Below are 12,094 nucleotides of genomic sequence, written 5' to 3'. Positions count from 1 at the left end.
GGATGAAGTGCAGGGGAACGTCAGCCGAGCAGTTTGCGCTGGCGGTTCTTGTGGTCGGTGTAGGTCTGGAAAGCCTGCTTGGTGGAGTCCAGTTCGGAGACCTGGGAGACGGGAACGTCCCACCAGGACTCGGAGGACGGGGCGTCCAGCAGCGGATCGGATTCGACGTGGATCAGGATCGGTCCGCCACGCTCCGGCGCGGCCTTGGCATCCCGGATGGCCTGTTCGAGCTCGGCGATGACCTTCTCCCCCGGCTCAATCCGAATGACCTTCACGCCCAGGGACTCGGCGTTCAGGGCCAGGTCAACGGGCAGGGTTTCGCCTTCGTCGAAGCTGTGCTGTTCCTCGTTCAGGGTCCGGTACTGGGTGCCGAACCGCTGCGAGCCCAGGGATTCGGAGAGCGAGCCGATGGAGGCGTAGCCGTGGTTCTGGATCAGGACCACGATCAGCTTGATCCGTTCGGCGACGGCGGTGACCAGTTCCGTGTGCATCATCAGGTAGGAGCCGTCCCCCACCATCACGACGACGTCCCGCACGTCCGCGCGGTCCCCGCCCGCCGCCGTCGTGCTTGCGGCTTCGGCAAGCGCTGCACGCTTGACGCCCAGCCCGCCGGGAATTTCGTAGCCCATGCAGGAGTACGCATATTCGACGTGGTAGCCGAACGGGTCCCGGACGCGCCACATCTTGTGCAGGTCACCGGGCAGGGACCCGGCGGCACAGATCACGACGTCACGGGCGTCCATGGCCCGGGAGGTGGCGCCGATGATCTCGTTCTGTGCCGGCAGCGGCGTGTAGCGGGTGTCGAACGCCTCGTCGACGGTGGCGTCCCAGCGCTTCTTCTCCGCCGCGACCTTTTGCTCCAGGTCCGCGCCGACGCGGTACCCGCCCAGGACCTGGTTCAGCTTCACCAGGGCCTTGCGGGCGTCGGCCACAATCGGGAGCGTGGTGCCGTGCTTGTACGCGTCAATCGGGGCGACATTGATATTGATGAAGCGCACGTCCGGGTTCTGGAATGCGGTGCGGGACGCGGTGGTGAAGTCCTCATACCGGGTGCCGATCCCGATGATCAGGTCCGCTTCGGCTGCGATGGCGTTGGCCGCCGTCGTGCCCGTTGAGCCGATCGCACCGAGGGAGAACCTGTGGTCCCACGGCAGGACGCCTACGCCGGCCTGGGTGTTGCCCACCGGGATGCCGGTCAGCTCGACGAACCTTGCGAGTTCGTCGTTGGCGTAGGCGTACAAAACACCGCCGCCGGCGATGATCAGCGGCCGCTTCGCGGAACGGATGGCGTCGGCAGCGCGGGCGATGTCGTCGTCGTCCGCGTCCGGGCGGCGGATCCGCCACTCACGCTCGGCCAGGAACTCCGCCGGGACGTCAAACGCCTCGGCCTGGACATCCTGCGGCAATGAAATGGTGACGGCGCCGGTTTCGGCCGGGTCCGTGAGGACGCGCAGGCCGTGCTGGAACGCGGAGAACAGCTGCTCCGGCCGGTTCACCCGGTCGAAGAACTTGGACAGCGGCCGGAACGCGTCGTTTACCGTGAGGTCGTAGGCGTAGGGCTGCTCCAGCTGCTGGAGCACAGGGTCCGCGGCGCGGGTGGCGAAGGTGTCGGACGGCAGCAGCAGCACCGGAAGCCGGTTGGTGGTTGCCAGCGCGGCGCCGGTGAGCAGGTTCGAGGAGCCCGGCCCGATCGAGGTGCTGACCGCGAAGGTCTGGCGGCGGCGGGTGTGCCGGGCGTAGCCGACGGCCTGGTGGACCTGGGCCTGCTCGTTGCGGCCCTGGTAGTACGGCATGATGGCCGGGTCCAGCTGCTGGTACTGCTTCAGCGCCTGGCCCACGCCGGCCACGTTGCCGTGCCCGAAGATGCCGAACGTGCCGGGAATGAGCCGTTCACGGTACTCGACTCCGCCGATGGAATCCACCGTGTACTGCTGGGAAAGGTATTCGACGACGGCCTGGGCCACCGTCATTCTGCGCGTTGCCATGATTCCTACTCCGATACTTCTGACGTGTGGTGCAGCAGGGAAGCAGCCGTGGCGACGGCGCCGGCGACGTCCCCGTTCGAGGGGTAGAGCAGGGTGCGGCCCACGGTGAGGCCCTGGACGCCGGGCAGCGCCAGTGCGGCCTGCCAGCTGGCGAAGACCTCGTCCTGGGTCCCTTCTGGATCCCCGCCCAGCAGGACGGTGGGCATGGTGGTGGCGGCCATGACGCGTTCCATCCCGGCCACTACGGGCAGCTTCATCCAGGTGTAGGCGCTGGTGGATCCCAGTCCTTCTGCGATGGCAATGGACTTGATCACGGCGTTGGTGGACAGGTCGTTGCGGACCCGGCCGTTTTCGCGGACCGAGAGGAAGGGTTCCACCATGGCGATGAGCTTGCGCTCGGCGAGGGAGTCGATGGCTTTGGCCGTCGCTTCAAGGGTAACCACAGTGTCCGGGTCACCCAGACATATACGGGTCAGCATCTTGCCACCGTCTGCGCCCAGTGCTTCCAGCGCCGCGGCCGTGTGGCCGGTGAAGCGGTCATCGATCTCGTTGACCAGGCCGGACAGCCCGCCCCGGTTCATGGAACCGAACACCAGTTTGCCGTCCAGGGCGCCCAGCAGCAGCAGGTCATCCATAATGTCCGGGGACGCGAGCACACCGTCCACGGCCGGGTTGGCGAGTGCGATCTGCAGCCGGTCCAGCAACTGCCGGCGGTCAGCCATCGCCACCGGATCACTGCCCACGGCGAGGGCGCCACGGGCCGGGTGGTCGGCAGCAACGATGAAATTCTGCTTCCCGGACTTCACTCCGGGGTGGCGGCGGCGGGACTTGGCAGCGCGGGCCACGGCTCCGGGGTCTTCGAGCCGGATAGTGCTCAGATGCTCGTACCGGCGGGGATCGTCATTGACCACGCTGTTGGCGGCGACAGGGGTGAGAGTCACAGTGCTGCTCCTTCGGTGGCAAGCTGCGAAACGGCGCCGGGTACCGGGCGGCCGCGTTCGGCCAGCAGCGAGGTGACCTCTTCCGGCGTCGGCATGGCGTCGGCGCACGAAAGGCGGGAGGCCACGATGGCGCCGGCAGCGTTGGCGTAGTCCAGGACCTGGGCCAGCGGCCAGCCGGAGAGCAGCCCGTGGCAGAAGGCGCCGCCGAACGAGTCACCTGCGCCCAGGCCGTTGACGGTTTCCACCGGAACTGGCGCGGAGACAACGCGCTCGGTGCGGGTCTTTGCCATGACGCCTTCTGGGCCAAGTTTGACGACGGCGATCTCAACGCCGGCGGCCAGCAGCCGGTCAGCCTGCTCGTCCGGAGTACCCTCGCCCACAGCGACGGCGCATTCCTTGTCGTTGCCGATGGCGACGGTGACATGGGGCAGGACCTTGGCCACTTCGGCCCGGGCCTCTTCCTCCGATGCCCAGAACATGGGGCGGTAGTCCAGGTCCAGGATGGTGAACTGGCCCTCGGCCAGGCCCGTACGGGGCCGGGCCTCATGAGCGGCGATATGTGCGCTGCGGCTGGGCTCCTGGCAGAGGCCGGTCACGGTGGACCAGAAAATCCCGGCGTTCCGGATGGCGTCCAGGTCCAGCTCAGCTGCCTTGATCTGCAGGTCAGGGGCAGTCGGGAAACGGCCGTAGAAGTACAGCGGGAACTCATCCGTAGCTGGCTTGATCGCGCAAAACGTCACCGCCGTCGGGTATTCCGGCACTGGGGAAACAAACGAATCATCGACGTTGAACTTGTGCAGTTCCCGGTGCAGGTACTTGCCGAACGCGTCATCCCCCGTACGGGTAATAACGCCTGCACGGCGTCCGTGCCGGGCAGCGGCTACCGCGACGTTGGACGGGGAACCACCGAGGTATTTCCCGAAGGACGTAACGTCCTCCAGGTCCACCCCAATATCGTTCGGGTAGATATCAACGCTGATGCGCCCGATCGTAAGAAGCTCGTGGGTCACGGTGATCGTGGACCTTTCTGGTGTGGAACTCGAAACCTCTGAGTATCAGGAGCTCCGGAACTGGCAGGCCGTGGTGGAGGCCACAGACACTACTTTGCCTCAGAACGAATGTCCTGTCAAAGGTTTGTAATGACATACTTACAACATAAAATGGGTGACGCCCACCCCTAATAACGGGCGGGCACGCTACCTCTTTGGGACCGCGAGTTCGCCTGTGACATATTGCGCGCGACCGAAACCAAATGACCAGTCGCCTGCCGTGTTTTCCACATAGCCAATAAACACATCCTCGCCCGAAATGCCCACCTCGGACAGCTTTCCAGCCACCGCGGCGAAGAGGCCCTGCTTTGCCTCCTGGGAACGGCCTTCCTGGGTGAAGATCTGGATCATCACCACTCCTCCGGTCCGCTCGAACCCGAGGCCGGCATCCTGGGCGAAGATCTGCCCCTGCGGGTGTTCGGTGAGGATGTGGAAGTAGTCCCGTTCAGGAACGCCGTATTCAGCAAGGATCGCGTCATGGATTCCCTGGCTCAATCGCTGCAGATCCTCTTGGCTGCGTCCTTCGTTGACGTCAATGCGTACTAGTGGCACCTTCGGCTCCTTCAAAAGTTTGTCCTGACATACTAACAAGCTCCTCGCTCGCGGCACAAGTGAGGAAAAGTATTGAACCGAGGACCAGGCGGGTATACGCTTAAACAACCAAAAGGTTGATAAAGGTTTTGGTTGACTAACGGAGGCCGCGGATGAGCACCGGAAGCGCGGCACTGGATGCGGCCTTTATGGCCTTGGCGGACCCCGTACGGCGGAGCATCATCGCACGGCTCAGCCGGGGACCGGCAACAGTAAATGAATTGGCAGAACCCTTCGAGATCACAAAGCAGGCGGTCTCGAAGCACATCCAGGTACTCGAGCAGGCGGAACTGGTCACCCGGACCAGGGATGCGCAACGGCGGCCCGTGCACCTGAACCCCGAGCGGCTTGAGTCGCTCACCGCATGGATCGACCAGTACAGGTTGGTTCGCGAAGGGCAGTTCCGCAACCTCGACGCCGTGCTTAGATCAAGCGCTGCAGGCGGCAGCGACTAATTCATAGGAGTCATCATGAGCAATTCCCTGAAACTCAGCGTCCCGGAGGGCGTCCCCTTCATCGACTACGAGCGCGAGTTCGATTTCCCGGTTGCGGACGTTTTCCGTGCCCACAAGGAACCGGACCTGATCGTCCAGTGGCTTGGTCCGCGGGGCTACAAGATGGACATCGACCACTACGATTTCCGAACCGGCGGCACCTACAGCTACCTGCATACCGGGCCCGAAGGGGTGGCCTACGAGTTCAAGGGCATCTTCCATACCGTCCGCGAGAACGAGTTCGCCATCCAGACCTTCGAGTTCGGCGGCTACCCGGACGTGGTCAGCCTGGAGTTCATGACATTTGAGGACCTCGGCAGCGGCCGCTGCCGGCTCGTGGGCCACTCCGTCTACCCCTCCCAGGAGGCGCGGGACGGGATGGCGCAGTCCGGAATGGAAGGCGGCATGACCGAAGGCTACGAGCGTCTGGATGAGCTGCTCAGCGGCGCCAAGGTCTAGGCCTCAAAAGTACGACGACGGACGGCATCTTCCGGCGGGAAGGTGCCGTCCGTCGTCGTAGTTAAACAACAAACGCGGGGTCACTTCCCGCCCATCCAACGAGCGTGGAATGGATGGGAAGTGAGCCCGCGTTGCAGGTTGTGCCTAGAGGGCTGCGTAGACTTCGCGCAGCAGCTTGGCGGTCTCGGATGGCGTCTTGCCGACCTTCACGCCTGCAGCTTCAAGGGCTTCCTTCTTGGCCTGGGCGGTTCCGGCGGAACCGGAGACGATGGCGCCGGCGTGGCCCATGGTCTTGCCCTCGGGAGCAGTGAAGCCGGCAACGTAGCCAACAACCGGCTTGGTGACGTTGGCCTTGATGAAGTCCGCAGCGCGCTCTTCGGCGTCGCCACCAATTTCGCCGATCATCACGATCGCCTTGGTTTCGGGGTCAGCCTCGAACGCAGCCAGGGCGTCGATGTGCGTGGTGCCGATGACGGGGTCGCCGCCGATGCCGATCGCCGTGGAGAAGCCGAGATCGCGCAGCTCGTACATCATCTGGTAGGTCAGGGTTCCGGACTTGGAAACCAGTCCGATGGGACCCTTGCCCGTGATGTTGTTCGGCGTGATGCCGACCAATGCCTCGCCGGGGGTGATGATGCCGGGGCAGTTCGGTCCAATGATGCGCGTGACCTGGTTGCCGTCCGCGTCCACCGTGGCCTGGGCAAGTGCCCAGAACTCGGCGGAATCCTGGACCGGGACGCCTTCGGTGATGACAACGACGAGGCCGATGCCGGCTTCGATGGCTTCGACGACGGCGGTCTTGGTGAACGCCGGCGGCACGAAGACGATGGAGACGTCAGCGCCGGTTTCCGCAATCGCTTCCTTGACGGTGCCAAAGACGGTGATCTCGTTGTCACCGTGCAGGACCGTGGTGCCGGCCTTGCGGGCGTTGACGCCGCCGACAATGTTGGTGCCCGCCTTCAGCATCAGGGCAGTGTGCTTGGTGCCTTCGCCGCCGGTGATGCCCTGGACGATGACCTTGGAGTCCTTGTTCAGATAGATAGACATGGTGCGTCCCTTTACTTAGCTGCGTTGGCGAGCTCGGCGGCCTTGTCGGCGCCCTCGTCCATGGTTGCGGCCAGGGTAACCAGCGGGTGGTTCGCCTCGGCCAGGATGCGGCGGCCTTCCTCAACGTTGTTGCCGTCGAGGCGGACTACCAGCGGCTTGTTCGCGGAGTGGCCCAGCTCGGCCAGTGCACCAACGATGCCCTTGGCAACGGCGTCACAGGCGGTGATGCCGCCGAAGACGTTCACGAATACGGACTTGACCTGCTCATCGCCGAGGATGACGTCCAGGCCGGCAGCCATGACCTCGGCGGAGGCTCCACCGCCGATGTCCAGGAAGTTGGCGGGCTTGACGTTGCCGTGGTTCTCACCGGCGTAGGCAACAACGTCCAGGGTGGACATGACCAGGCCTGCACCGTTGCCGATGATGCCCACTTCGCCGTCCAGCTTGACGTAGTTGAGGTCCTGCGCCTTGGCCTTGGCCTCGAGCGGATCGGCAGCGTCCTTGTCTTCGAGGAGTGCGTGCTTGGCGTGGCGGAACTCGGCGTTCTCGTCCAGCGTTACCTTGCCGTCCAGTGCCACGATTTCGCCCGCACCGGTCTTGACGAGCGGGTTGACCTCAACGAGGGTGGCGTCTTCCTTCTTGAAAACGTCCCAGAGCTTGAGGATCACTGCGGCCACCTTGCCGCGGAGTTCCTCAGCGAAGCCTGCGGCTGCGACGATTTCGTCGGCCTTGGCCTGATCGATGCCCACGGCGGGGTCAATGGCGATCTTGGCGAGCGCTTCGGGGCGCTCGACGGCGAGCTGTTCGATTTCCATGCCGCCTTCAACCGAGCACATGGCCAGGTAGTTGCGGTTGGCCCGGTCCAGCAGGACGGAGAAGTAGTATTCCTCGGCAATGTCCGCACCCTGGGCGATCATCACCTTGTTGACGGTGTGGCCCTTGATGTCCATGCCCAGGATGTTGGTGGAGTGCTCAAGTGCCTCATCGGCGGACTTTGCGACCTTGACGCCGCCGGCCTTGCCGCGGCCGCCAACCTTGACCTGTGCTTTAACAACAGTTACGCCGCCGATCTTCTCGGCAGCTGCCTTTGCTTCTTCTGGGGTGTGCGCCACGATGCCGGCAAGCACGGGTACACCGTGCGCCTCGAACATATCGCGCGCCTGGTATTCAAACAGGTCCACGGTTTAGTGTCCTTCTACGTCGAAGTAGTTTCTGTACAGTCGGACACCATCGGAGACGATGACCGGGCTGCGGAATTGCTCGCACCGGAGGCCTGTTGGAAACGAGCCACGCGGCGTGATGCTCCACTGGGAACTCTAGTCCTTTGGAGGGACCGGCCCGTCCAAGACTACCGCTTATGTGAGTAAGCACACTATTCTATGAAGCGTAGAAAAACCGCGGAATTACGCGGTTTTTGACGCTTCTGCCGGTGCTGGTGTGGCGCTTTCAGCAGGACCGGAAATCAACTCGTAACGGTCCTGCGAAAGGAAGAATCCGACGCCGGCGGACACGTTTCCGCACGCCACCCCGCCGTTGTAGGCGGTACAGCGCAGCCCGTTGTTCTCAAGGTTCTGCCCCTCCCCCAGCACCTGCAGCTGGGCCACGGGACCTGCCTTGCTGCCGTTGGGGCCGTATGTTGCTTCCATCTGTGTGACGCCGGACCGGCACTCTCCATAGCGTGCGCTGTCCGGAGTCAGCAACGCGACGCCGCCCAGGTAGCCAAGGTTTGTTCGCGCGCAGTCATCCTTGACGTCCTCGGTCCGGGGTTTGGGATACCTGGCCAGTTCACAGTGGGCCACTGGCACTGTTGCCAGCTTGTTGTTGGCGCTGTCGCCGAAGTTGTTCTGCTCGTAAGGAAGGTTTACGTGCCCGCCGCGGGCAGACGTAAGGGAGCAGGCAATACCGCGGTCTTCGGTGATGAACGAGATGACCCCGCCGGTGGAATAACCTTCGGAGTCCACCAGCGCGGCTTGTTCCAGCTGTTCCAACGGCGGCAGCGGCGCAGGCGGGACGTACCCTGGATCCTCCGTTGTGATGGTGCAGGCCGTGCCCGCCGTCAGGATAAGGGCGGCGAAGATCCCCAGAACAGTCCGTCGCATGGCGGCTTAGGCGTCGAGCTTCGTGAGCGGCGCATACCGCAGCAGCAGCCGCTTCTCGCCGATGTCGAACGTCACCTTGGCCACGGTTTTGTCCCCCGCTCCCTCGAGCGCCAGGACGGTTCCATTGCCGAAACTCGTGTGGTTGACCTTGTCCCCCACACTGACCGCAACAATCTCCTTCTGCGGCTGCACCCGGGTCCGGGCAACTATGGCGGGGACATCCGCGTTGAAGCCGGCCGAAGGGTCAGCGGCGGCACCGCGGGCTGTTCCCGCGCCCCAGAAGGACCCGCTGTAACGGCCGGACCCGATCGATCCGCCGCCCCAGCCACCGGACTGACGGCTGGTTCCTTCACGTTTCCACTCCAGGAGCTCAGCGGGGATCTCCTCCAGGAACTGGCTCGCAGGGTTGTACTGGCTTTGCCCCCACATGCTGCGGACCTCGGAACGTGTGACGTAGAGCCGCTTGCGGGCGCGGGTGAGGCCCACGTAGGCGAGCCGGCGTTCTTCAGCCAGTTCCTTGGGATCGGTGGCTGAGCGCTGGTGCGGGAACAGTCCGTGCTCCATGCCGGTCAGGAACACCACCGGGAATTCGAGTCCCTTGGCAGTGTGCAGGGTCATCAGCGTGACAACGCCCAGCCGTTTCGCTTCGGCCACGGCGGCAGCTGTGTCTTCGGCGTCACCGCCGGGGGCATCGGGAATCTGGTCGGCGTCGGCCACCAAGGAGACCTGTTCCAGGAAGGCCTCAAGGGTTCCTTCCGGGTTCTCCTGTTCGTATTCACGCACCACTGCCACGAGTTCCGCCAGGTTCTCCACCCGGGACTCGTCCTGGGGATCGGTGCTGGCGCGGAGTGTGGCCAGGTAACCGGTCTGTTCGAGCACGGCTTCCAGGGCTGCCGCAGCACCTGAACCCGCCGCCACTTCGGCGAGGTCGTCCAGCAGCTTTACGAAACCGAGGACCGCATTGACGGAGCGGGTGGCCATGGCCGGGGCCTGCTCGGCGCGGCGTGCGGCGGCCATAAAGGAGATCCGCTCGCGCTGGGCCAGCGCTGCGACGGCGCCTTCAGCCCGGTCACCGATGCCGCGCTTTGGTTCGTTGAGCACCCGGCGGAGGTTGACGTCGTCGTCCGGGTTGACCAGGACACGAAGGTAGGCCAGGGCGTCCTTGATCTCCTTGCGCTCATAGAAGCGGGTGCCGCCCACCACCTTGTACGGAAGGCCAACCCGGACCAGTACGTCTTCGATGGAGCGGGACTGGGCGTTGGTGCGGTAGAAGATGGCGACGTCCCCGGGACGGAGGTTGTCCTCATCCTGGAGCCGGTCAATCTCCTTGGCTATGAACTGGGCCTCGTCGTGTTCGTTCTCGCCCACATAGCCCACGATTTTGTGGCCGTCGCCTTCCGCTGTCCACAACCGCTTCTCGGGGCGGTTGGGGTTGCGCGAAATAACCGAGTTGGCCGCACTGAGGATGTTCTGCGTGGAGCGGTAGTTCTGCTCCAGCTTGATGGTTCGCGCCTCGGGGTAATCCTTTTCGAACTCCACGATGTTGCGGATGTCTGCGCCGCGGAAAGCGTAAATGGACTGGTCAGAATCGCCCACCACTGTGAGTTCGGATGCTCCCGGGCCTTCACCCACGATTTCGCGGACCAGGGCGTACTGCGCGTGGTTGGTGTCCTGGTATTCGTCCACCAGGACATGCCGGAACCGCCGGCGGTAGGACTCGGCGAGGGCCGGAAAGGCACGGAACATGTAGACGGTCTCCGCGATGAGGTCGTCAAAGTCCATGGCGTTGGCCTGGCGCAGCCGCTGCGTATAGCCCTTGAAGACTTCTGCTACCGCCTGGTCGAAAGGATCGTTGTAGTTCGCCGAGGAAGCGTACGCGTCAGCATCGATGAGTTCATTCTTCAGCGCAGAGATTTTGTGCTGGATGGCCTTGGGCGCAAACTTTTTGGGATCCAGGTCCAGGGCCTTGGACACCTGTGTGACCAGCCGGAGGGAGTCCGCGGAGTCGTAGATGGAGAAGTTGGATTTCAGCCCTACGTTGGCGGCTTCCTGCCTGAGGATGCGGACGCAGGATGAGTGGAAAGTGGAGATCCACATGATCTTCGCGCGGCCGCCCACAAGCACTTCAATACGCTCGCGCATTTCCGCGGCGGCCTTGTTGGTGAAGGTGATGGCAAGGATTTCGCCGTGGTGGGCACGGCCGGTGGCGATGAGGTACGCGATCCTGTTGCTGAGCACACGGGTTTTACCCGAACCGGCACCGGCCACGATCAGCAGGGCGGGGCCGGAGTGTTTGACTGCCTCTTCCTGCTGCGGGTTCAGACCCTCAAGGAGCTGGGCGGCATCCAGGCGGTGGCCTCGGTGGCCCTGCCCTTCCGGGGCCCGGTCCACGCGGACGCTGCCGCCCGTCCCCGGAGCCGCAGCTACGCCCTCGGAGGACGATTTGGTGCGGGCAGCGGCGGCGGGAGCGGCTTTAAAAGGTCCGTCAGAGTACGGGTCAAACAACATATCCATGATGCCTACAAGTCTAGGCGGTGGGGCCGACACCCACTTCCAGCCTGTGGATTACGTGGCAGGGATTACCCTGGCGTTCACGCCACCGAGCCCGACTCGAGGGCAGCACGCAACTCGCGTACCGCCGTCGTGCCTCCTGCCATGAACCACTCCAGGCCGTTGACGCGGACGGTGTCCACGGCCCCGCCGGCCGCACGGACGATTGCTTTGCCCGGCAGCCAGTCCCACTCCGGGCAGCTGTGCTGGAACCAGCATCCGAGCTGCCCGTCCGCTACCCGGCCGAGGTCGCAGGAGCCAGATCCGAGCATGCGCAGGGCGGCGGCCGAGGTGGCAGCGGCGTGCCAGGGCATCGCGCACAGGGGATCCATCAGCCAGCTGGGGTGGATGTACGTGGCCGCCCCAAGCTCGGCCACGGCAGCACCGTTCCGCGCTCCCCTGCCGTCGTGGAACACCGTCAGGGGCTCGCCGTTCAAGGTGGCCGGATGCGCCCTGCCCCCCAGCCAAAGCTTGTCCTCCTCCGGCTGGAAGATGGCGCCCAGCACCACATCCGAGGAGTCCTTCAAGGCGATGGCCGAGCACCAGTAGGTGGAACCGTGCAAGAAGTTGTAGGTGCCGTCCACGGGATCGATGACCCAGGTGCGGCCGCTGGTCCCCTGCACCGAGGCGCCCTCCTCCCCCAGGATGCCGTCTTCAGGCCGGCAGCGCTGCAGCTGCTCCAGCACGTATGCCTCGGCGGCATGGTCCGCTGCGGTCACAACATCGGAAATCGAGGTCTTCTGCTCGGACTGCAGGCCGGCCATCCGCATGAGCAGCGCCAGCTGCCCGGCTTCGCGGACCAGGGCTGCCGCCAGCTGGTAGTCGTCCAGGGTGGAGTCGAGTTCAACAGCGCTGTGCCGGCCAATGGTCATGGCTTCA

At 64.3% G+C, this 12,094-nt stretch carries 11 protein-coding genes; 2 read left to right on the top strand and 9 right to left on the bottom strand.

Annotation, left to right across the window (positions count from 1 at the left end):
• Positions 1 to 20: 20 nt before the first annotated feature.
• The 4 genes from iolD to M1E07_RS05395 form a co-directional block, all read right to left on the bottom strand.
• Positions 21 to 1,970 (bottom strand): 3D-(3,5/4)-trihydroxycyclohexane-1,2-dione acylhydrolase (decyclizing), encoded by a 1,950-nt coding sequence (gene iolD, locus M1E07_RS05410; protein WP_461190332.1) that lies wholly within the window; start codon positions 1,968 to 1,970, stop codon positions 21 to 23.
• Between the two features lie 20 nt (positions 1,971 to 1,990).
• Complete coding sequence (locus M1E07_RS05405; protein ID WP_461189237.1) at positions 1,991 to 2,926, bottom strand: Cgl0159 family (beta/alpha)8-fold protein; 936 nt, start codon at positions 2,924 to 2,926, stop codon at positions 1,991 to 1,993.
• Entirely contained in the window at positions 2,923 to 3,936 is a 1,014-nt protein-coding gene (iolC, locus tag M1E07_RS05400; RefSeq protein ID WP_461189236.1) for a 5-dehydro-2-deoxygluconokinase, read from the bottom strand. Before iolC ends, M1E07_RS05405 begins: the two co-directional genes overlap by 4 nt.
• Positions 3,937 to 4,122: 186 nt before the next feature.
• Positions 4,123 to 4,527: a tautomerase family protein gene (locus M1E07_RS05395; protein ID WP_461189235.1), complete on the bottom strand. Its 405-nt coding sequence runs from the start codon at positions 4,525 to 4,527 to the stop codon at positions 4,123 to 4,125.
• Between the two features lie 152 nt (positions 4,528 to 4,679).
• Between M1E07_RS05395 and M1E07_RS05390 the strand changes: the two genes are divergently transcribed.
• Both M1E07_RS05390 and M1E07_RS05385 read left to right on the top strand, forming a co-directional pair.
• Positions 4,680 to 5,021 carry an ArsR/SmtB family transcription factor gene (locus tag M1E07_RS05390; protein ID WP_461189234.1) on the top strand — a complete coding sequence of 114 codons (342 nt, stop codon included), beginning with the start codon at positions 4,680 to 4,682 and terminating at the stop codon, positions 5,019 to 5,021.
• Positions 5,022 to 5,036: 15 nt separating this feature from the next.
• The gene (locus M1E07_RS05385) at positions 5,037 to 5,519 is read left to right on the top strand and encodes an SRPBCC family protein (protein WP_461189233.1); all 483 of its coding nucleotides are present in this window, start codon (positions 5,037 to 5,039) and stop codon (positions 5,517 to 5,519) included.
• A gap of 144 nt (positions 5,520 to 5,663) precedes the next feature.
• On the opposite strand, the gene sucD is transcribed toward M1E07_RS05385, so the two are convergent.
• The 5 genes from sucD to M1E07_RS05360 all read right to left on the bottom strand — a co-directional run bounded on the left by sucD (position 5,664) and on the right by M1E07_RS05360 (position 12,087).
• Positions 5,664 to 6,566, bottom strand: a complete 903-nt coding sequence (sucD, locus tag M1E07_RS05380; protein ID WP_461189232.1) for a succinate--CoA ligase subunit alpha — start codon at positions 6,564 to 6,566, stop codon at positions 5,664 to 5,666.
• A gap of 11 nt (positions 6,567 to 6,577) precedes the next feature.
• Positions 6,578 to 7,747, bottom strand: coding sequence for an ADP-forming succinate--CoA ligase subunit beta (gene sucC / locus M1E07_RS05375; RefSeq protein ID WP_104044673.1), 1,170 nt, complete (start codon positions 7,745 to 7,747; stop codon positions 6,578 to 6,580).
• A gap of 222 nt (positions 7,748 to 7,969) precedes the next feature.
• On the bottom strand, positions 7,970 to 8,665 hold the full coding sequence (locus tag M1E07_RS05370) for a hypothetical protein (RefSeq protein WP_461189231.1): 696 nt from the start codon (positions 8,663 to 8,665) through the stop codon (positions 7,970 to 7,972).
• Between the two features lie 6 nt (positions 8,666 to 8,671).
• Positions 8,672 to 11,179, bottom strand: a complete 2,508-nt coding sequence (gene pcrA / locus M1E07_RS05365; protein ID WP_461189230.1) for a DNA helicase PcrA — start codon at positions 11,177 to 11,179, stop codon at positions 8,672 to 8,674.
• A gap of 77 nt (positions 11,180 to 11,256) precedes the next feature.
• Entirely contained in the window at positions 11,257 to 12,087 is an 831-nt protein-coding gene (locus M1E07_RS05360) for an inositol monophosphatase family protein (RefSeq protein ID WP_461189229.1), read from the bottom strand.
• Positions 12,088 to 12,094: the final 7 nt, after the last annotated feature.

This window comes from Arthrobacter sp. Z4-13 (genome assembly GCF_054792705.1).
The sequence above is the reverse complement of the archived record's forward strand: the minus strand, read 5'-3'. Positions and strand labels throughout refer to the sequence as shown.